The sequence below is a fragment of the Mesobacillus harenae genome, from assembly GCF_013343715.1.
In the GTDB taxonomy this organism is placed as follows: domain Bacteria; phylum Bacillota; class Bacilli; order Bacillales; family Cytobacillaceae; genus Mesobacillus_A; species Mesobacillus_A harenae.
Genome location: NZ_JABUNR010000002.1, coordinates 367,828 through 389,887 on the forward strand (window position 1 = coordinate 367,828; position 22,060 = coordinate 389,887).

Annotated in this window: 20 protein-coding genes; 7 read left to right on the forward strand and 13 right to left on the reverse strand. The window is 40.7% G+C overall.

The genetic code is table 11. The annotated features are described in order from the left end of the window. The first annotated feature begins 1 nt into the window (after position 1). The 3 genes from HRJ06_RS03970 (at position 2) to HRJ06_RS03980 (ending at position 3,386) form a co-directional block, all read left to right on the forward strand. Positions 2-1,054, forward strand: coding sequence for a dihydrodipicolinate synthase family protein (locus HRJ06_RS03970; protein WP_174729228.1), 1,053 nt, complete (start codon positions 2-4; stop codon positions 1,052-1,054). 97 nt (positions 1,055-1,151) lie between these two features. Next, entirely contained in the window at positions 1,152-2,477 is a 1,326-nt protein-coding gene (locus HRJ06_RS03975) for a GGDEF domain-containing protein (protein WP_174729231.1), read from the forward strand. 12 nt (positions 2,478-2,489) lie between these two features. Next, the gene (locus HRJ06_RS03980) at positions 2,490-3,386 is read left to right on the forward strand and encodes a Gfo/Idh/MocA family oxidoreductase (protein ID WP_174729233.1); all 897 of its coding nucleotides are present in this window, start codon (positions 2,490-2,492) and stop codon (positions 3,384-3,386) included. A gap of 53 nt (positions 3,387-3,439) precedes the next feature. Here HRJ06_RS03980 and HRJ06_RS03985 read toward each other — a convergent pair whose 3' ends face one another. Continuing rightward, on the reverse strand, positions 3,440-4,258 hold the full coding sequence (locus tag HRJ06_RS03985; protein WP_174729337.1) for a histidinol-phosphatase: 819 nt from the start codon (positions 4,256-4,258) through the stop codon (positions 3,440-3,442). 314 nt (positions 4,259-4,572) lie between these two features. Between HRJ06_RS03985 and HRJ06_RS03990 the strand changes: the two genes are divergently transcribed. Beyond that, entirely contained in the window at positions 4,573-7,839 is a 3,267-nt protein-coding gene (locus HRJ06_RS03990) for an Ig-like domain-containing protein (protein WP_174729236.1), read from the forward strand. 159 nt (positions 7,840-7,998) lie between these two features. Then, a complete protein-coding gene (locus HRJ06_RS03995; RefSeq protein WP_174729238.1) occupies positions 7,999-8,718 on the forward strand; it encodes a metallophosphoesterase family protein in 720 nt (239 codons plus the stop codon). A 51-nt stretch (positions 8,719-8,769) separates the two neighbouring features. Here HRJ06_RS03995 and HRJ06_RS04000 read toward each other — a convergent pair whose 3' ends face one another. The 6 genes from HRJ06_RS04000 to HRJ06_RS04025 all read right to left on the reverse strand — a co-directional run bounded on the left by HRJ06_RS04000 (position 8,770) and on the right by HRJ06_RS04025 (position 16,252). Next, a complete protein-coding gene (locus tag HRJ06_RS04000; protein WP_174729241.1) occupies positions 8,770-11,364 on the reverse strand; it encodes a S8 family serine peptidase in 2,595 nt (864 codons plus the stop codon). Positions 11,365-11,728: 364 nt separating this feature from the next. Continuing rightward, complete coding sequence (locus HRJ06_RS04005; protein WP_242035123.1) at positions 11,729-12,604, reverse strand: aldose epimerase family protein; 876 nt, start codon at positions 12,602-12,604, stop codon at positions 11,729-11,731. A 69-nt stretch (positions 12,605-12,673) separates the two neighbouring features. Further along, a complete protein-coding gene (locus HRJ06_RS04010; RefSeq protein ID WP_174729244.1) occupies positions 12,674-13,636 on the reverse strand; it encodes a calcium/sodium antiporter in 963 nt (320 codons plus the stop codon). A 253-nt stretch (positions 13,637-13,889) separates the two neighbouring features. Then, complete coding sequence (locus HRJ06_RS04015; protein WP_174729247.1) at positions 13,890-14,450, reverse strand: MEDS domain-containing protein; 561 nt, start codon at positions 14,448-14,450, stop codon at positions 13,890-13,892. A gap of 105 nt (positions 14,451-14,555) precedes the next feature. Further along, positions 14,556-15,191, reverse strand: a complete 636-nt coding sequence (locus HRJ06_RS04020; RefSeq protein ID WP_174729250.1) for a methanogen output domain 1-containing protein — start codon at positions 15,189-15,191, stop codon at positions 14,556-14,558. Positions 15,192-15,373: 182 nt separating this feature from the next. Beyond that, a complete protein-coding gene (locus HRJ06_RS04025) occupies positions 15,374-16,252 on the reverse strand; it encodes an HNH endonuclease (RefSeq protein ID WP_174729253.1) in 879 nt (292 codons plus the stop codon). A gap of 409 nt (positions 16,253-16,661) precedes the next feature. Here HRJ06_RS04025 and HRJ06_RS04030 point away from each other — a divergent pair, with 409 nt between their 5' ends. Continuing rightward, the gene (locus tag HRJ06_RS04030; protein ID WP_174729256.1) at positions 16,662-17,519 is read left to right on the forward strand and encodes an EamA family transporter; all 858 of its coding nucleotides are present in this window, start codon (positions 16,662-16,664) and stop codon (positions 17,517-17,519) included. Positions 17,520-17,596: 77 nt separating this feature from the next. Further along, entirely contained in the window at positions 17,597-17,740 is a 144-nt protein-coding gene (locus tag HRJ06_RS04035) for a hypothetical protein (RefSeq protein WP_174729259.1), read from the forward strand. Between the two features lie 130 nt (positions 17,741-17,870). Here the strand turns inward: HRJ06_RS04035 and HRJ06_RS04040 are convergent, their stop codons facing one another. The 6 genes from HRJ06_RS04040 to HRJ06_RS04065 all read right to left on the reverse strand — a co-directional run bounded on the left by HRJ06_RS04040 (position 17,871) and on the right by HRJ06_RS04065 (position 21,562). Then, positions 17,871-18,476: a VTT domain-containing protein gene (locus tag HRJ06_RS04040; RefSeq protein WP_174729262.1), complete on the reverse strand. Its 606-nt coding sequence runs from the start codon at positions 18,474-18,476 to the stop codon at positions 17,871-17,873. 492 nt (positions 18,477-18,968) lie between these two features. Then, a complete protein-coding gene (locus tag HRJ06_RS04045; RefSeq protein ID WP_174729265.1) occupies positions 18,969-19,271 on the reverse strand; it encodes an EthD family reductase in 303 nt (100 codons plus the stop codon). Positions 19,272-19,425: 154 nt separating this feature from the next. Next, positions 19,426-20,007 (reverse strand): CBO0543 family protein, encoded by a 582-nt coding sequence (locus tag HRJ06_RS04050; RefSeq protein WP_174729268.1) that lies wholly within the window; start codon positions 20,005-20,007, stop codon positions 19,426-19,428. 108 nt (positions 20,008-20,115) lie between these two features. Continuing rightward, on the reverse strand, positions 20,116-20,661 hold the full coding sequence (locus HRJ06_RS04055; protein ID WP_174729271.1) for a CBO0543 family protein: 546 nt from the start codon (positions 20,659-20,661) through the stop codon (positions 20,116-20,118). A gap of 325 nt (positions 20,662-20,986) precedes the next feature. Next, positions 20,987-21,307 carry a carboxymuconolactone decarboxylase family protein gene (locus tag HRJ06_RS04060; protein WP_174729274.1) on the reverse strand — a complete coding sequence of 107 codons (321 nt, stop codon included), beginning with the start codon at positions 21,305-21,307 and terminating at the stop codon, positions 20,987-20,989. Positions 21,308-21,322: 15 nt separating this feature from the next. Further along, positions 21,323-21,562, reverse strand: a complete 240-nt coding sequence (locus tag HRJ06_RS04065) for a carboxymuconolactone decarboxylase family protein (RefSeq protein ID WP_174729277.1) — start codon at positions 21,560-21,562, stop codon at positions 21,323-21,325. Positions 21,563-22,060 lie beyond the last annotated feature (498 nt).

Here is a 22,060-nt window from a genome sequence, read left to right on the forward strand (position 1 = left end):
TATGCTAAAAGAAGAAATCAAAAAACTATTGTTTGGCGGAACTGTTATTCCTGCCCATCCGCTGGCCCTTAATGAAGACCGAACTTTGGATGAAAAAAGTCAAAGAAGATTAACAAACTATTATATTGATGCAGGTGCTGGAGGAATAGCGGTTGGAGTCCATACGACCCAATTTGAAATCCGCGATCCAGAATTTAACCTCTACGAAAGGGTTTTGCGTCTGGCTGTAGAAGAAGTAACTAAGAAGAATCTCACCCGCCCTTTTATAAAGATCGCTGGATTATGCGGTCCAACAGACCAAGCTTTAGAAGAAGCAAAAACAGCCAAAGGTTTGGGATATGACTTAGGACTTTTGAGCAATGGCGGGTTAGCCACCCTGACTGAAGCTGAGCTTCTTGAGCGGACTAGGCAAGTAGCCGCAGTGATCCCAGTATTCGGTTTTTACTTACAGCCTTCTGTAGGAGGGCGCCCATTTTCATATGATTTTTGGAAAGAGTTTGCTGAGATCCCCAACGTTTATGCAATTAAAATGGCCCCTTTCAACCGGTATCAAACTCTAGATGTTGTGAGAGCCGTTTGTCATTCATCTCGCCGTAATGATATTGCATTGTATACAGGTAATGACGATAACATCGTCAATGATCTACTAACCACCTATCAATTTAATGTAGAAGGCCATCCCTTTAATAAGCAAATTATTGGCGGCCTTTTAGGGCATTGGGCTGTTTGGACGAAAAAAGCAGTCGAACTTTTTGATGCAATTAAGATAGCAAGGGACCTTGGGAAGATCCCAGCTTCCCTCCTAACCTTAAACCAAGAAGTTACCGATGCGAACGGAGCCTTTTTCGATTCAGCCAATGGTTTTAAAGGATGCATTGCGGGGATTAACGAGGTACTAGCCCGGCAAGGCTTGCTAAAAGGCAATTGGTGTCTTCTTGAAAAAGAAAAGCTAAGTTCCGGCCAGGCAGACGAAATTAATCGTGTTTACAGGGATTATCCGCATTTAAATGATGATGCTTTTGTAAAGAAAGTATTACTTGAGTCAAGTAAATAGGCCAGTTTAGAATTTATAATCCAACTATCAAAAGAACTAAAATGCTGGACACTTTCCTTAGGGTGAGTGTTCAACTTTTTTACCGGGGGGATCCACCATGCACAGTCAAATTAAGATTGGGGTTATCGGACCTGAATGGCTTTATGAAAAAATGAATGAATCCTTAAAAATGTTCCCTAATTTTCAGCCTATTTTCCGGCTGTCAAACAACCTTTATGATGCGCCATCATTTACAAAAGAGCTCGCTCCTCAAGTAGATGTACTCTTATATTCGGGCTGGCCCCCATATCATTTGTCTAAAAAGGAAATCCTCCCCTATAAACCGGCTTACTATATCCCCTTAAAAGGATCAGGTCTATATAGGGCCTTGTATGCCTTAAAGCAATCTGGTCCAAAGATTAGTGGCTTATCAATCGATATTTTACCTGCTGCAGAGGTTAGGCGTGCGTTAAATGAATTGAATGAAGAATTTCAAATTTCTTTCTATGAAGGGACTTTTTCACTTGAACGAATAAAGGACATTGTTCTCTTCCACAAAGACGCCTTCGCTTCTGGAGCGGCAAATTGTGCAATTACAGGTATAAAAGTGGTTGCTGATGAGCTTACTGGATTGAATATACCTAATCAATGGGCGTTGCCGACAGCGGAAGATATCATAGTTACACTAGAACGAGCCCTTCTATCAACCGAAAAACGAAGGAATCGTGAATCTCAAATTGTTTTTGGACTAATTCAAATTGATGGCTACCATGAACTTGTCAATCAAATGGCATCTGAACATCTCATTCAACGGCAAAATCTGCGTTTAAATCGTATCATTCTTGATTATATTGAGCAGCTTGAGGGCCATTTAACAACCTTAAGCGGGAATGAATACATGTTTATAACAACAAGGGGGGCTTTTGAACGCATTACACAAGGCTATAAATGGATACCCATCATTGAAGAGGCTAAGAAACAATTAAAGCTGAAGTTATCCATGGGTGTTGGGTTTGGAATGTCAGCGAATGAAGCTGGTACTCATGCCCGGATTGCCTTAATGCAGGCAAAAGACTTTGGTGGCGAAAGCTGTTTTATTGTCAAAGAAGACAGAAGTGTGTTTGGGCCGGTTGAATTGGCAGCCCCATTTTCCTATCCACTTTACATTACCGATGATATTCTTCTAAAAAAAGCTGAAGAAGCGGGAATGTCGGCTATCTATCAGCACAAACTTGTTGCACTGATCAAAAGGAAACAAGACAGTCAGTTTACGGCCCATGAATTAGCGGCAACTTTGGGAATTACAGCCCGAAGTGCCCACCGAATTATACTTAAATGGTTAGACGCACAGATTATTACCATTATAGGTATGGAAAAGATGTCGACAAGGGGCCGGCCACGACAAGTGTACCAACTGGTGGAAAAGACATCACTTAAAGCATAAGGAGGCTATACTGTGAACCCTCTAAAAATTGGCTTGATTGGCCTTGATACTTCTCATTGCATTGAATTCACAAGATTGTTAAACGATCCGTATCATCCCTTTCACGTAGCAGGAGGAACAATCTCCTCTGCTTTTCCGTTTCATTCTGAAGACTTGCCGATTAGCAAAGATCGTGTTCAAGGATATACAAAGTTTTTAGAACAGGAGTTTAAGATTAACATTGTAGAATCGATTCATAGAGCAGCTGCCTCAAGTGAGGCTATTCTATTAACAGCTGTAGATGGGAGGAAGCATCTCGAGCTGTTTAAGGAGCTGTTGCCCTATAAACTCCCTGTTTTCATCGATAAACCACTCGCTTTATCTTCGGAAGATGCACAGGAACTTTTTTCTTTATCAAAACAACACAATGTTCCTATTATGAGTTCCTCTTCCCTTCGATACGCAGACTCATTTCATAGGCTACTAGAAACGATCAATAAAGATATAAACAGCATTTACGTTCACGGGCCCCTGCCTATGCAGGAGCTCATGCCCGGCTACTTCTGGTATGGAATTCATATGCTGGAAATGGTCATCGCTGCAATGGGAGTAGGCGTTAACCGTGTGACGGTTAGTTCTAATGAAGAGTACGAAACGCTCATCCTTGAATGGACCGACGGCAGACTCGCCGTTTTAAGAGGAGAGTACGAATGGCATTCCCGCTTCGGGGCAACCATTCATACGAAACATGGATTCTATAACGCAGATATCACAAAAGATACAAAGCCATTCTACGCAAGCCTCCTAGAGCAAATTATTTTCTTCTTTACAGAAAAAACAAGCCCCGTCCCAGCAGAAGAAACCTTAGAGATCATCCGGATCATTGAAATGATTAATAAATCAAGAAATAAAAACAAAGGTATACCTTAAGGTCCGATTTAAGGTGACAGGCCCCATCCAAAAAATTGGATGGGGCCTGTCACCTATAGAGATGTGAGAAACCTTTCCTTTTGTTTAAAGTAGGCCCACTGGGTGAAGCCTATTTCTTTTAGCTTTTTTCTTACTAGGTCGAAGTCGTCTGCTACGCGCCCTGGGTCATGGGCGTCGGATCCGAAGGTGATTTTCACTCCGTAATGGTTTGCCATTTCGAGGATTTCGTCAGCCGGATACCAGCCTCCGCTATATTTTGTTTTACCGGATGTGTTTACTTCAATCGCAATATCGTGTTCAGCAATTATTTTTAAAGTCTTTTCCACTGCTTCCGATTGAATGCCCCAAAACTCTGGATAAAATCCTTTCATTGCATCAATATGCCCCAAGATTTGAAACAAGCCGCTTCGAGCGGACCGCTCAATTAGGTCATAATAATTGTCCTTGGTCTTGACCTTAGTCTCATCAGACAGGCCTTCCCAACGGTCTTTTTTAAATATACTAAGCCCTTCAACATGATGAACCGACCCAATAATATAATCGAAAGGGTAAGGATCAAAGCACTTTCGATACACTTCCACATGCTCAGGGAAAAAATCAGACTCAACTCCAAGAAGGACATCAATCTTGCCTTTGTATTCTTCCTTTAATTGCTGTACCTCAGCTATGTATTTCGGAAACTCACTTTTCGCCATCGCAATCCGAGGGTGAAGGTGATCTTCCTCGCTAGAGAAATAAGGAGAATGGTCAGCAATTCCAATCATATCTAATCCCTTTGAAATCGCTGATTCAATATAATCTCGAATTGTTCCCTCCGCATGCCCGCAACGCTCATGATGAGTATGAAAATCAAATTTCACATTCGGTTCCATATGTATCATCTCTTTTCGGTTTACTTTTTCTCTCAATTGTTTCATCTATTTCTTGCAACCCTGATCGGTGTTAGAAAGTTTTACTGCCAGTTACATCCTTTCACCAAGCTTTAATATTTATTCGAGTTCTTCCTTTTTTACATCTATATCAACGAAAAAGATTAATCAGCTTAGACACATGTTCTGTTCATTATCAAGAATAATTTTTATATTATCATAAAAAAATCTTATGACAGTAATGTTCCTTAATCGTATAATATTCCTTAATATGGTTTCACAATTTGATAATAAGCAAGGATGAGGGGACAGCAAAAGTGAAGGCGAAAATGAAAAAACTAGTTTCACTGTTTATGATATTTCCAATTGTATTATTCCAACTGCCAATAGATATCCATGCATCCGAACAAACAGTATCGAGGGATGAGCATACTCGTACATATGTTAATTCTAATTTATCAGAAACTGCAGAAGTATTTCCATATCCACTCTTCACCCAAAATCCTGACACTCTGCAATGGACGCAAAAACAGACTTCAGCCATTGAAAGCGGTTCCCTTTCTTACGTTTCAGAAGCTAATCCGGATACTCAATATTCAGGTGCAAATGAGATTAAAATCGGCAGTGATGAATCTGGACAGTTTGAAACGTATATAAAATTCGGCCAGGGTCTTCCATCGTTAAATGGAGGGTTATTTTTAGGTGCCAAGCTTCGTCTTCATGAGTTAGGTCAGCCTGGAGATTTCTGCTACTATTGTGAGCATTATATAAATGAACAGTTCTCGATTCATAAAATTCAACAATCATGGAATGCGAATGAATTAACGTGGACGAACAAACCACAGCTGTCAGAGAGCCCTGTTATAAACAAAACAGACTTCATCCCTGTTAAGGGACCTTATTTTACCTGGGATGTCTCAAACCTTGTCCAGGAATGGTATCAAAACCCTGGCACTGATTTTGGTCTAGCTATTAAAAATTCGGTTCCCCATACAGGAACTCTACGAAGTTTCACAACATTACACAGTACACTAAGCACGGTTCCAGTTTTACAGGTTCGGTATTCGCCAAAACCCCAAAAACCAAGTGCCATTGCTCATGGTTTCCAAAATACCAGCAAAGGCACTGTTAACCTTCAATGGTACTCAGTCCCAGAAGCAAAAGGATACAGGGTTTACCTTTATAACGGAAAAGCTTATGAGCAGATATATGACGGACCCGCTACAAATTGGTCCTCTCTTGGCAAGAATATCTGGCCAACTCAGGAGCAAATCAATAATGGGGACGCTACTTTAAAAATGAATGGATCTGGGGCAGACTTACCTGATCAGCCAGGAGTGGTATACCAGTTTCATGGAGATTCTGGGAAAGCTCCAGATTCCTATTACTTCGCCATTTCCGCTTATAACAGTTTTGGTGAAACAGAGCTTTCCGAAATAACCGCTGTAAAAATGCCGGATGCAACTGCGCCTTCTGTTCCGACAAGCGTGCGAGCAATGGATGAATCGCTGTCAAATTTTACGCTGACATGGGATCCTTCCGTGGATAACTCTTTAGTAGACTATACTGTTAAACTAGTAACCGAATCAGGCAATCCAGTCTTTACAGGTACAACTGATACCAATCAAATCACGGTTCCAGAAAGTTATTTATCTCCACTTTTATCTTATAAAGCCTCTGTTATGGCGAAGGACCAAACTAGCCAGAGTAATTACTCAGTTTATTTTGATCCTGTCATCGTTATAGCTAGAAGATCTCAGGATGCCTACCTGAACAGTATGACGCTTTTTCCAAACACATTAGAGGCTGGAAGCAGTCCCAATGTTCGAATTACCGCAAAAAACACGGGGGCAAAGCCCTGGACGAAGGAAGCCGGCTACCGATTAAAGGCAGAAGGATATGCGATCACTGTCCCACTTTCTGATACAGATATAATTAAAACAGGTGACACCAAGATCTTTGATTTTCAGCTGCCGGCTGACATGCCGCTCGGGAATACTGAAATAAAATGGCAAATGTCCAACGAGAACACGGGTTACTTTGGTGAAAGCCGAAGCATGAATCTCTTATTTGAGGATCAATCTGAACCGAAAATCTCAGTTACTTCTCCTTATGAAAATCAATGGGTGCGCGGAAATCTCGTGCTTACAGGCTCAATTGCTGATTACCAGCTAACCCATTATACTATCTCTTACGGTTACGGCTCTTCTCCTATAGAATGGGTGCAAATTCATGAGGCTTCAGCGACCGAAATTGCGGGCGAATGGGAAACAACACATCTTAAAAACGGAACCTATACACTTCGTATTGAAGCTGTGGATGGTTCTCAAAATAAAACAACACTAACCCGGCTTGTTTATGTAAACAATGAGGTGCCGGCACCAATCGTTCATGCTGTAACGGATAAATCAACCTTTGTAAACGGTACTGCAAAGCCTGGCACGAGTATATTAGTTCTTAAAAATGGTTCACCGATAGGAACCGGATCCGTAAACAAGGATGGAACGTTCTCTATCCCCATCGCGGTACAGCAGGCTGGAACAGCTTTAAAAATCATTTCAATGGATGGCTATCATGAAAGTCCTGCTATAGACATACTCGTCAAGGACGTGACACCTCCGAGCCAGCCAGTTGTAAACACTGTCAGCAATAAGGCTTCAGCTATCATTGGCAAAACTGAGCCAGGGGCAGCTGTAAGCATTAGGCTGCCAACGAAAACATATAATGGAAAAGCTGACACAGCAGGTAATTTTTCCATTGCCATTCCCATTCAGAACCATGGAACAGCGATTTATATTACAGTCAAGGATGCTGCACAGCTTCAAAGTACAGAGAAGAAAATAGTTGTCACAAGGGTTGCTCCAAATATCCCTGTCGTTAATACAGTCAACAACACGGATGCTGTTGCGACTGGCAAAACGGAAAAATATGCAATTGTGAATGTTAAAATTGCTACAAAAACATACAGCGCTAAAGCTGATGCTTATGGGAATTATAAAGTATCGATTCCTATTCAAAACAGCGGAACCTCTATTAGCATCACAGCTAGGGATAGCGCCGGAAATACAAGTGCCCTGCATTCCATTAAAGTTTCGCGGGTCGCACCTAATGTTCCTATTGTTAACACGGTTAATAATAAGGCTTCCCTAGTGACAGGCAAGACGGAAAAGTATGCGTTTGTGACTATTAAAATTGGTACGAAAACATACAGCGCTAAAGCAGATGTTTACGGGAATTATAAAGTAGCCATTCCCATACAAAACAGTGGGACAAAGCTCTCCGCAACTGCAAAGGATTCAGCAGGAAAAGTAAGTGCGGCGAAGTCTATAACGGTAGCACGGGTTGCTCCTAATATGCCCGTCGTAAATGCTGTAAGGTATTATTCAACAGCCGTTACAGGAAAGACAGAACGATATGCACTTGTTACTGTTAAAATTGGAACAAGAGCATATACTGCAAAAGCAAACTACTATGGAAACTTTAAAATATCGATACCAAAGCAAAAATCCCGTACCAAACTAGCCGTAACCGCAAAGGATTCAAAAGGATCAACAAGCGCAGCTAGAACAATAACTGTATATTAATACTAGAAATAATTGAAAGGGTGACAGGCACCATCCAGAAAATTGGATGGTGCCTGTCACCCTGTTTTTTAGATACAAACATAGAGATTGAATGCACCCCTTTTTAGACATTCCCACACTAGAAATGATAAAATTTACCTATCATAAGGAGGTTGGGTCATGAAAATAGCTTTTATTTCTGATATGCACGGGAATGCAAAGGCACTGGATGCTGTACTTGATGATATTAAAAACAAGGGCATTGACAAGACGTTAGTGCTAGGAGACATCTGTTATCGCGGGCCTGAACCTAAGCGATCCCTTGACTTGGTTCGCTCTCTGAACACCGAGGTCATAAAGGGGAATGCAGACGAATGGGTCGTGCGTGGAGTACAAACTGGCGAGGTACCTGAGCAAGCAATCGAACTAATGAATAAGGAACGCGATTGGACGGTTTCTCAATTGGGACAATCCGACATCGACTATTTGAGCAGTCTTCCGACCCAAATTAATTTAGAAGCAGATGGAACAACAATTCATGGATTTCATGCAACACCGGACAGTTTATTTGAAGTGGTTCTACCAAACACAGACGATGATGTCTTAGATACCAAGCTAATGCAGGCAGCCAATGCTCATGTCTATGTTTATGCACATATCCACAAGCCTTATATTCGATACCTTAACGGGAAAGTAATTATGAATATTGGAAGCGTGGGGCTCCCGTTTGATGGATTGGCCAAGGCATCCTACGGCCTAATTGAAATCGAGGATGGCAACTTGAAAACAAGCATCCAGCGCGTCAGCTATGATGTAGAAAGCGTAGTAAAACTCTATCAAGAAACCAATTATCCCAACACCGACATGATGATCCGTGTTATTCGGAATGGGAAAATATGAAAGGTGACAGGCACCATCCAGAAAACTGGATGGTGCCTGTCACCTTTTCTCCTATTGAATCTTTATGAATCTCTTTTTGCTGGTGTTGCCTGCTTTGTCTTTGGCGGACAGGGTTAGGCTTGTTCCTTTTTTTAGAACTGGTTTTCTTATTTGATAATGGCCTTTACTGTTGGCTATTGCTTTTCCAACATAGGTTTTGCCATTATACAGGTATACCGTGGCTCCCTTTTCTGCTTTCCCGCTAACATACTTGGACTTGCTTGTGACCTTGTTTACTGATGGAATCTGGGGTGGTGTCTTGTCTATGACGTAAACGGATCTCCACTTGCTGATATTGCCGGCACGGTCATTCACAACCACCTGAACCTTTGTTCCAGCCTTTTGCCTTTTAATCCCAAATGAATAAGTATGGCTCTTAGTGGCAGATACACTCTTTTGATACTTGCCGTTTATATATAGCTTCACCGTACTGTATGCTTCAGCCTTGCCGGCAATTTTTAAAGAAGCATCTGTTACGGTGTTAATTACCGGTATATTCGGCTTGGTTTTATCAATTGTAAAAGTGAACTTGGAAGACAGTCCAGCTTTGTCCTTCGCTGCCACAGTGTAAACTCCATCTGCAGAAAAAATGGATTTAGACGGCCATGCCACCATTTTTCCATTTTTACTAACAGTTTTTTGCTGTAAATGACTTTCTTTTAAAGAGACCACAACATTTTGGTTCGTAAAAGTGCCAGATTTAATGGCTTTTACTGTGGTTTTTGCCGAAATTTTTGGAGGAGTCTTATCAATTGTGAACTGCAAAATCCGTTGATTTGCTGCCGAATCTGTAACAGCAAATTTATAGAATCCTTCTTTTTCAATGACCATTCCACTCTTAGCAAAACCACCATTTAACGCTGCAGTTCCCTCACTAAAAGCTATTGTTACTTTCCCTTTATAAAAAGCTTTATCTGCAACTCCCTTTACAACGGGTGCAGTTTTATCTTTGACAATTGTATAGGCAGCAGGACTGAGATTCCCTGCCGCATCACGGGCAGTCACCTCTATTTTAGAGTTGGCTAGCTGCAATGGAATTTTCACTTGGAAGTATCCATTCGCATCTGTTTTCCCGCTATACTGACCTGTTCCTGTTTTTACAGAGATCGAGGAATTAGGCTCAGCTTTCCCCGCCACATTGGCTGATAAATCTGATACCTCATAAACCGTTGGACGAGCAGGTGGTGTCCGGTCAAGAACAGTAATAACTTCTGGAGCGCTTTCTTGTCCGTTCAGGTCTGAAACCGTCACTTTTAAAATAGATCCTGCCGTCTGCTTCGGAATCGTCACAGAGAATTTTGCATAACTGCTCACATTTGCGGTGGCAATAGTCTCTTCTTGCTTTTTAATTAGCACGATGCCTTCACCAATGTCTTCGACAATCGAACCAGTCAGTTCGGTAGTCTGGTCAGTGACCTCATTAACGATTGGTTTTGAAAAAATATTTAAAGCCTTCTGTGCATTAACACGCCCATACCCATAAAAATCATCTTTTCCCGATGGTCCTAAATCGTCTGAAGTATTCTGCAGGCGATCAGCCACCTGATTATTCGTCAAGCCAGGTTCATTACTCCAAATGAGGGCTGCTATCCCGGCAACGACCGGCGCAGCCATGGAGGTTCCGCTCATATACCCATAGCTGTTTTGAGGAAAAGTTGAATAAATCGATGTTCCAGGTGCAGCTACATCAATATCACTGCCAAAATTCGTAAAAGTTGAAGGGTTATCATATCGATCTGTTGAGCTGACAGAGATCACGTTTGCGTAGGAAGATGGGTAGTGTGTCGCACTCGTTGCCTGATTCCCTGCAGCAGCAACGACCAGGACTCCATTATTAACTGCATATTGAATTGCATCATTGAAGAATTGCGAATAGTGATAGTTTCCTAGACTCAGGTTTATGATTCTGGCTCCTGAATCTACAGCATGGTAGACTGCGTTAATGATTGTGGAGGTATAAGCACCCTCCCCTGAAAAAACATTGATCGGCATGATGTTAACGTGTGGTGCAACCCCCACACCACCAATACCATTATCGATAGAACTAGCTATGATTCCAGCTACATGGGTTCCATGCTCCCCAACAGTTATGGAGTCAAAGGTTTGCTGGACGGCATCATATGGTTGGATAATTCTTTCTTTTAAATCAGGATGTTCCAGATCAATTCCATCATCAATGACCGCAACGATGATTTCATTTGATCCCTTCGACCGATCCCATGCTAGTTCTGTTTTAATGGCTGTATGGTGCCATTGCCTAGTAAAACTAAAATCAGTGGGAGTATATTGGGGTTTAACGAGATAATCGGGCTCCGCATACTCTATGTCACTTCTTTGCTCGAGCTCCTTAATATAGACTTTCGTTTTTTTATTTTTTGGGACTTTGACCGCTAATAATTTTTTAGCATCCTTGGCTCTTCCGACTGCATCCCCTTTTAGGCTATCGGTGCTCGCTTTTAATTTGACGATGATCCTGTCTGTAGTTTCCTCTTCTGCAACGGAAACTGCGCTGTTCGCCTTCCCAGTTGAAGCTTCAGCACCTATCCCCTGGCCCACTGGCAAAAACACCAACATAAAAACAATAGCGAATAACCCCGCATTCCTCATTTACAATACCCCTCTTATTAAAATATAGCTTTCCAAGTTCTTTAACTATATATCGGCAGCATACGTCTATACGTTTAGCTGATTTAAGATGCATTTAAGGTGACAGGCACCATCCAGATAATGGGTGTCGTGCCTGTCACCTTTTTCCGCACTAGTAGATCGGATTTTCAAACTTTGTGAACTGCCGTTCTAGCTGTTGGTTTTGGGATTGTGCTGGGGTTTGCCTGCTTCATCCTTTTCGGGATTTTCCATAAAGGCCATAACAATTTTACTTTTGTAGATTCCTGACAATGAAAAGGCCTTATCCTCAACTGAGAATAAGGCCTTTTGTATTCTAGCAGTTAAATTGCCTTTTTTGAAGAAGTCACACCTGTTGCCCAGTAACTGAAATAGTTAAAAAGGTTCTTAATGACTCTTCTGGCTTGATGTAATACAGCTCTTCTTTTCTGTTTAGTTCATTTGTTCTCGCCATCCACGGCTCTACGCAGATAAATTCCTGACCTTGCTCAGTCCATAGATATACGTATTTAAATTCTTCCCCATAGCTTAACTTTACTGTGCTTTGGAGTTCCGGCAATTCAAAGTTGATTTGCTTTTCCACACTATCCAGTAAAACTAAAGCTTCCTTCTTGCCCTTGAGATCGAGACCTTCATGAATATTCTTTTCCTTTAAATCATTGTAGTCAAAGTACTTCCGCGCATCGGTAGTGTATGAAATATTCTTTTCAGCCGTTTTAAAATACGGATGAAAGCCAGGGTACATCGGCATCTCTGAATCAGACTTATTAGTATAATTTTGGTCGATCGTCACTACGCCGTCTTTCAGGGTATATGTAAAAACTACTTCAAACTCAAACGGATATGAATTCTTCGTGCTTTCGTCACTTTTCAGGCATATGGTTAACGATACGCCATTTTTCTTACTTGTCCCAACAACCTCCCAAGCGTGATTTCTGGCAAAACCATGATTCTTCATTTTATAGGTTTTACTGTTCCAATCGTACTCGCCGTTTTCTAATTGGCCTGATATTGGGAAAAGAATCGGAATCCCGCCCCTCACATTAGCTGTCTCATCATGGAAAGTATCATTGTTTAAGAACAAAAGCTCCTGCCCATCAAAACCATAACCAATAACCATTCCTCCTCGTTCCGGCGCCACTTTTAGCCACGACTTCGTCTCCCAATCCGACAATTCATAAATCTTATACTTCCCATCCATATACGTCTCAACACTATACAAAAACAGCACATCCATTTCTTGGCAGGTGACAGGCACCATCCAGTAAACTGGATGGTGCCTGTCACCGTTTTAGTTTCGAATGATGATATAGATCATGTAAATGATATAAGCTGCTGCGAGAATTGCCCCTTCGATTTTACCGACTTTATAGTTTGTCCGTGAAAATACCATCAATATCAGGGTCAGCACAATCATGATGATGACATCAAGGAAGATTTTCGGATCAACCTCTAAAGGGATGATGGTCGCGGATATCCCTAAAACAAATAAGATGTTAAAAATATTGCTCCCGACAATATTTCCGATCGCAATATCACTTTCCTTCTTCAAAGCCGCGATAATAGAAGTTACTAGTTCAGGCAACGAAGTTCCGACGGCAACAATTGTTAATCCAACTAATGTCTCACTCATTCCTAAAGACATCGCGATTTCAGTACTATTCCGGACGACTAAATCTCCACCGAAAATGATAGCGGCAAGCCCCACTAAAGTAAGAATGATTTGTTTTCCCCATGTTGGCTTTTCAGCAGGATCAGGGGCAACTTCTTCTCTTTCTGCATGGCGGTTTTTCCTAGCAATTTCAAATATATAGTACATGAACACAGAGAATATCAGCAGTAAAACTAAACCCTCGCTTCGTGTCATCACATTTGTACTTGCTTCAGTTAGAATGACATCTGCAATAAAGATAAACATCGATGCACTGGCCAGCAAGGTAAATGGAATCTCTTTTCGAATCGTTTCGCTTTCGACTGCCAACGGGGCAATCATCGCGGTCACCCCGACCACAAAGGTAATATTAAAAATATTGCTCCCGACAATATTTCCAAGTGCGACATCCGCATTTCCATTTAACGCTGCTAAAATACTGACTGTAGCCTCAGGAGAGCTGGTCCCAAATGCGACGATTGTTAACCCGATTAACAGCGGAGAAACCTTTAGGTATCCTGCAATTTTCGAAGCACCTTCCACAAAATAATTAGCCCCAAAAATCAATAAGGCAAATCCGACAAGTAATAGTACATATGACAAACTGTTCAACCCCACAATCTATTTCCAATTCTTACATTATTATTAAAGTACCCATGTTAAAAATAAATAAGCCCTAAACCGGAATAAAAAAGGTGAAGAATCACGTAAGCATCCAAGGCAGTACGAAGATAGCTGTTGCGGGACTTCCAAATAACTGGATGGTGCCTGTCACCCGTTAGGATTGAAAAAGCGCCTGGCCCTAGTGTTGGGACCAAGCGCGCTTCAGGAAAAATTTCATAGGTATCTAGCGCTCTCATTTTGCAGATAAATCTATGATTTCATCATCTGTCATCATGATTCCATGACACTTCATTAATAACCCTTTTAAAAACGGAGTTATTCTTTTAGCATTATAGGCACAGACTGAAATTAAGCCTGTTTCAGTTATCTTTTTATCTGCTTCTTGTTCATATTCTTCTATGGAACAGGACACTTCTTCTAAGTCTCCCCATTCAATATGCCCCCACGTCCGTACTTTTTCACTAATCCCGAAATAAGGTTCAATTGTTTCCGAGATATTGTTTATCACAGCATGAGGATGGAAGTTCCTTGTTGAATAGTAAAAGTCGAAATTATTTATATGATGCAACAGGGTCAATTGTTCCTTAGTTAGCAAGTTTTCTAAGTCTTTGATTATCATCCGATAGTTTCTTTCATTTTCAACCAGTACAATATGATTTCCTTGTCGGATACCTAAAAGAATGTAAGAAACTGCATTTTTTATGTAGCTTTCCTGCACGTCATAATGATAAAAAATATGCCTGCTATAAGAGCTGCTTAAATTGTTTATTAACTCTTGTATTTTTTTGTCCAAAGTCCCCTTCTCCTCAAGCCACTAGAAAAAACGGCTAATATTAAATATATAATAGCTTATTTAACATAGAGTTTCAGCTTTTTTCCTATTAGAAGTCAGATGAACTTAGAGCTTTTCTGTCTTAACCTGGCTCCGCAACTCTTCTAGTTCATTTAGAAGCTTTGTCACCATTTCATCGCTTTGCCTTAACTGCTCATTTAAGAGAAGAAGTGTATCTTCCTCCCATTTAAAGGGATCCCCTTTATCTGGAGTTCGGCGTAAATTTTCAAATACATCCCCTTCTTCGCTTTCATTAGGGCCAAAGTAGATTGCCACCTCACAGCCTAAATCCCCTAAAGCTATTCTTTTTCTAAGAGCCACTTTCCCATATCCGAATTTGCGGGAAGCAATACCGCCGAAGACACTCGAGGTCATTTGGCATAAATGTGGTGCATCTTTAACCGCATCACCAAAAGGGCATTCTTTTGCTTTCACAATCACATGGTCAGGCGACACAGACGCTATATAAAAGTGCCCGCCAATTGAATTTTTTATATCTATAATTACTTCAGCATATCGATCAATTGACCATTCGCTACCTTTTTCTCCATAAAAATCCTCAAGCCATTCACCTGTCCGAAGACCGATTTGACGAATATATTCCTCGGATGTCTTGCCTACTGTTCGTTGATGAATATAAGCATACTGGGTAATAAGCTTTGACAAAAAAGCTGTTCCTGTTAATGGGACTTTTGCATCCATCTAATATTCCCTCCGAACTGCATAAAACGTTTTGGGTGATTATCTACCGCTACTTTCATTATAAAAGATATACCAAAAAATCGCACCTTTAAATCTTATTGGAGAACCATGTTTTATTAAAAAGACGAAAGGTCCTGTCCCCTTAATTAGTGGTTAGAATATTCTATTGATATCGTAAAGATTTACCGGTATTCTGCTCCTCCGCCCCACAGTTCTCTGCCTCCTGTGTGGCCTGTGTTATGGTGGGTTTCTTGCTCCACTAGCTGCAGGACGCCAACTTCTTCATGGTGGTGCCAAGTATAGCCTGAAGGTGTTGTTCCTTCAGATAAGCCTTGAACATCCTGGTTAGTTAATCCTAACTCAGCTGCTGCAGACGGATTATTATGAATCGCTTCATATAACTCAACATTTGCATAAGAAAAATGCGTATGATCACTTTGCAGGTACATTTCTTCCGGCAGCTGGACCTGATAGGCAGGATCAAATATAGGAAAGGACCCGGTGACGACTTCCCCGCTAGGCAGTTCAACCGATTTTTCCATGAAGGGCACTCCCGTCTCAGGGTGTATATCACCCGCCAAATGACTGTTACGTGCATCCAGTTCCTTAGCTTCAGCAGAATCAGCCCCATCTATAAAATCGACGACCCCGATTGCGAGGGTTGATATCGCCGCCACCTTACCTAAGTTTTTTACCCCCTGCATTGACTTTTCTTTATCTCCCTCTTTCAACCCCTGGTAGGTTGTTCTGCCAGAGTCCACCGTGTAGGTGATCGTTTGGCCAATCCCCTTAATTGTTCTTCCAGTGGAATCCTTTAAATCACCGAATCCATCCTGTTTCATCTGTTCATTTTTTGAAAACGCCCCATATGTCCCCTTAACAGCCCCATCTATAAATTGCCCAGCATTCTCCAAAGCAACAGTTGAAGCCACTTTAATCCCATCTCCTACTTCCTCTACCCAAGGAGATCCTGCTTTTTTACCGACAAGCTTGACGCCCCCTCCAATTACTCCCCCAGCAGCCTGGCCAATACCCTTTCCAACCTTCCGAAAAATAGTCATCCCTATACCCCTTTAAAAATACCGATTAAGTGACCCTTTTGGGTGACAGGCACCATCCAGAAAATTGGATGGTGCCTGTCACCTCTTAAGAATATTCGACAAAAGCGGTTTACTTCCTTTTTATTAATGAGCTTCCACCTTATTAAGATGGTATTCCTTAAGAGTTATTAAGGATCTATTATTTAAACGTTTTTAGTGATGGAAAGAGATATAGAAAATGCCCCAATTACAAAATTGGATGGTGCCTGTCACCCATTAAATAATAAAACACACCGATAATCCGCAAGCTATTGTAAAATCCAATAATGTACACGATTTTGCAAGTTCTTGGGCCGCTTTTGACTTCATACTATCTAAAGAACAACAAGACTTGTCCAACGGGAACAAACACGTAAAAAGGAATGATGAAATGAGTATCATTTTAGCTTTACTGGCGGCATTGTTTGCTTCCTTTACAGCCATTCTCGCCAAAATCGGAATTGAGAATGTGAATTCCAATTTAGCAACTGCCGTCCGAACGGTGGTCGTATTAATGATGGCTTATTTAATGGTTGTGATTACTGGCCGAACAGACGAGCTTTTTATTGTGTCCTCGTACTCGCTTCTTTTCCTCGTGCTTTCAGGCTTAACAACCGGATTATCCTGGCTCTGCTTTTTTAAAGCCATTCAAATAGGCGACGTCTCGAAAGTAGTCCCGATCGATAAGGCAAGCGTTGTTCTCACCATCCTATTGTCCTTCATCATTCTTCAGGAGCCAGCCACTCCACTAGTGGTTGCCGGAGGTTTAGTTATTTCTGTTGGCACCTTTGTCCTGATTGGAAAAACGAACAAGAAGATGGTCCGAGGCGCCCAATCGTACATTTTCCTTGCAATCCTTGCCGCTCTTTTTGCATCAATGACAAATATTCTCGCTAAAATTGGGATTGAAGATGTCGATTCGAATGTAGCTACATTTATACGGACTGTCGTGATCATTCTATTTGCTTGGGGAGTTGTTTTCTTTCAGGGAACCTTAAAAGAACTGAGACATATCTCCAAAAGATCGTATCTTTTTCTGATCCTGTCGGGTGCTGCAACAGGGTTTTCCTGGCTTTGTTATTTTGCAGCCATTGCAATCGGCAAGGTAAGTATCGTGACCCCCATTGATAAATTCAGTGTTGTTCTCACAATGATTTTGAGTTTTATTATTTTAAAAGAAAAAGCAACAAAGAACACCATCGCAGGCGCAATCCTTATAACAATAGGGACGGGGCTGCTTATTTTATAGCGTAAATCTCGGTAATAAAAGACACTCGGCGGCTATTTGGTAAAAAAACGGGGAAGATAAACTTGGAGGTGAACGTGATGCCAGAAGATAAAAGACCCGTATCCTATCAGCAAACACTTGGCACCAAAACAGAAAGAATCAGAGAACAATCGAAAGAACAAAATCAAAATCGTGATGATGGCACAGACCTTAAAAAAATTGATGCGAATTTCCCCGAATAGAAGCAAAAAAAGAAAAGGCTCGATAACCTTTTCTTTTTAATTTGCAAATTTTGGATGGTGCCTGTCACCTGGAACAAAACTTCCATTTAGTTGCATAGAAAAAGTGAATGGCACCTGCAACTTGTACTTGTCACCTTTGCTTTCGTCTGAAAAACCAAACAATGAAGACTAATCCCCCTGCAGCAATTAGTGCATAGACGAAGTTTGCATAAGTATCGATGATGCCTACGATTTCTTCCCAGGATTCGCCAACGGCTGCCCCGATATTTACAAGGACAATATTCCAGATAAGTGTTCCTATCGTTGTAAACAGGAGAAACAACCCAAAGTTCATATTGGACATGCCTGCTGGAATGGAGATTAAACTTCTCAGCAGCGGAATCACTCTGCAAAAAAGTACAGTCCAGTAGCCATACTTATCGAACCAAGCATCTGCTTTGTATATATCTTCTTTTGTCACACGTAAAATATGTCCCCAGCGATCCACTATTATCTCTAACCGCTTAACATCAAGAAGCCGGCCGACTCCATACAGGATTACTGCTCCAAGAACTGACCCAATTGTAGCAGCAAAGATTACTCCGATGATCGTTAAATCAGTGTAGGTTGTCATAAACCCACCAAAGGTAAGGACAATTTCGGAAGGGATTGGCGGAAAAACATTTTCTAAAGCAATCATCAAAAGTATGCCTAAATATCCGAACTTTTCCATAATATCTGTAATCCAAGTTTGCACGAAAGTCCTCCATAAAAGTTTCCAGCGTTTTCACTGCTGAACCCCTATTTAATAGGCGTTTATCATAAGTGCCTTCTATCTATTTCTATCCGTATTGTAACAGAGATTTTGCCGCTTTCTATACGTCCTGAGACTTATTTTTCTACTATTGCATATGCAAAATCTCATATGTTTTATGAAAATAAATTTCGGGAACTATAAGATAAGTCAAACAGGAGGAGTCACTCATGAGAAAACTATTTAGAATGGTTGTAAGATGGGCCCCTATCATTTACCCAATAGCCAGAAAGTTTCTGGCCAAACGACGTTCAAAAGCCATATATCGAAAGCGATAAATTACAAAAACAGCTGGGGCGCACCCCTAGCTGTTTTTGTTTAAGATGAAATCTGGTGGAACAATCCATACTGGAAATTACCTGGATGGTGCCTGTCACCTGGTAGGTTACTGGTAAAAATCACAAAAAAAAAGCCCCAAATGAGGCTTCCATGGAGTTACTCTACTATAGCGACAACGGGTGGCTTATTTAGATATTCAAGAAGATTGACTACATCAGCCTGGACCGCTTGAAATTCAGGTGTAGCAAAGGATTGATTTAAAATTTCTGTACTTTCAAACTCAATTTCCGCGATCAAATATAGCTTATCATCTGTGTTCATCGCCTGCAGGACGTGTTGAACCTTTGCTCCTTTTACGTTAGGAACCTTTTCCACCATTGGGATATGAACCTCGTTATAATACTTATCGAAACCTTCCTTGTTTTTAGGCTGGTCGTAAATAACAATCATTTTTGCCATTTTTATTCCCCCTCGATTCATTTTCTGAATACTCTATCATTATAAAAGACATGTTGACCTGAAAATAGGAAAACCGTTCGACAAATCTTTTATAAGAAGATGAAAAACCGCTTTAGGGAGAATACTTTTAAAACTTGACTATAGGATTGTTCTTTTAATCTCGAGATTTCTCCTGGCCCTTTTCCTGCAGCCATAAAAACAAACTTGTTATTAATTTGGATACAATGAAAAACAAGATATAAAACAAAAATAAATGAAAGTAATTTATGCCTTTAAACATATGAAATAAGTGCAAGCTGACCATAATCGGTTTAAATACAAATGCAAAAAAAGCTGAAATTAACACTGCGTAAATATAAATATTCTTTTTATTATTTAACGTCCATTGGTATAGAAGTATATAGCTTATTGGCACTAATGAGGCATCAAGGGCAAAGCTAGGCAGAAACGGAACAAATTGATATGGATATTCCCACAAGCCAAAGCTTATCCCTGTAGCATTAGCATACTGAAACCAGATATGATAATTAAGTCCAAAAAAGCCAAGCAGCAAGATTTTTCTTTTATCAATGAAGATAAGTAATAAAGTGAGCGGAACAATTAACATTAGAATGATCGCCCAAAACTGCCAGTCACCCATAGTAGAAAAGTTCTTCCAGTATTCTAGCTGCAGCTGGCTGGTTTCCTCAAGCAGCGATCTAATTTGACTTAACATTTCTTTTTGTTTTTCATGCATGGCTTGTCACCTCACTAATCGACAGATAAGACTATTGTAACCTTAAAGCCTACTTACAATACACCTGCCCTGAATGGAACTCTAACTAAGTGGGCATTTTTTTAATCGCTATTCCGCAGCTTCACGAGATTTTATTTTACTTAAGAGCCATTTCATGAATAAACCTAGCATTATGTAAAGGATGGCAGAATAAATATGTTTCCAATTTTCTAGCTTATAAATTCCCAGCCACTGATAAAAACTGCCAGCCCCATAAGATGCAATCAGCGCAAATACAACTAGAGCTAAAAAATACTTTTTCCATTTCGAAAAGTATTGGAAAATCAGCATATATGAAACTGGAATTGCAGAGAAGTCGGCCGGATCAAACACTTCCCTTTCTAACGGGGTTAACGAGTATGGATAAATCCATAAAGCCAGAGCCGTACCAATTTGATCTAACAGGTAACTGATCAAAGCTGCCTGCAATCCTATCAGAACAATATCTCGAAGACGGCTCTTATCCACAAGCTTCCACCATATGATGTAAGGAATCACAAAGGTTAAAACTAGAATCCACCATTGAGGAGTGAAAATAACATTATTAAGCCAGTGCTCAAGCCATAAATCACGCAAAGCTGTGTAATGCATCTCTATTTTTTCAAAAGTCTTCATGTAAGCCCCTCCGTTTATGTTTTTTATTTGGTTTTACCGCCCTCCTTAACCCACAATCTTGGAAGCCTGTCTTATTCCTTTTAATGACAGCCTAATTAGAATCGCACTAAAACACTTGATAAAATAGCACTCCCGATCCCAAGCCAAATAATTATAAGTAACTTATCATTGATAGATTTGCTAGACATGTCTTCACCTCATGTGCGATTTTTAACGGTATTATGTGTAATTTCCCTTTAAGCAATACAACAATGGATCTCTTTTCGGACTGAAAAAGGTGACAGGCACCATCCAATTTTCTGGATGGTGCCTGTCACCTTTATATCTATTTTTCTTCTAGCACTCCCCTGCTAGCTTCTACAAATTCATTTGATGACGTGGATTCATCTACGTCCGTTTGAAAGGTTCCATGGATTCGATTGATGATCCCAGAAATGCCGCTCGTAAAACAAATATTGATGATTTGTTGAGTTGAGAAATGATCGGCTACCCGCTTGTACAATTCATCAGATATCCTGACATTTGTCACTAGTTCTTCGGTGTATTCAAGAATAAGCTTCTCCTCATCATTATAAACAGAACTGTCTTTCCAATTACGCAGCTGCTCTACTTTTTCCTTCGTTAATCCTACGCTCCGACCGAGCATAATATGGGTCGGAATTCAGTAATGGCACTGGTTCAAAGTAGATGTATACAAATAGACGAGCTCCGCCAGCTGAGGGTCAAGGTCACCAGACCGGTATGTCGCCATGCTCATTCCCATTAACCCCTGCAAGGCTTTCGGATGATTACCAATAATCTTATACACATTTACTAGGCCATTCATGCTTTGCAACTGGTCGTACATCACTTTCGTTTGCTCAGGCGCCTGCTCATACTCCATATACGGGATTCTAGCCAATAAACATTCCTCCTCGTAAAATCGCTACTCTATTAATTTATCATAATTTTCTGTCAAATAAAAACACTTAGCCCTTTAGAGCAACTCCATATGGCTCAAGATTCTTCCCGTAGTTTGGTTTTCACAACTTGGACACAGGTTTGGCAATAAAACCGTTTTTTGATGCATAAATCAAGATGAACGATGCATAACCCGCCGTTAACGATAGATAAATCTCTTTCTTTGATGCATAACTTCCTAGCGCTAGCCAAAATTAAAAAAATGCACTGCAAGAAAGAGTCCCAAACTACCTTTCAACTCGTAAAAACGCAGATTTTCCTTTGAGTGTAAAATTAATGGGATCACTCCGGATACAATCCAGTCAAGTCCTGATTATTGTGTAAATTCAATGGCAAGTGTTTTCAACTAGAACTTTTGTAATCTCTATCCATTACCTTTTCATTTTTTTAGCGAAGTTTCCATGGGCTTTTTATTTCCATATCCGGGAAGGAAATGGAG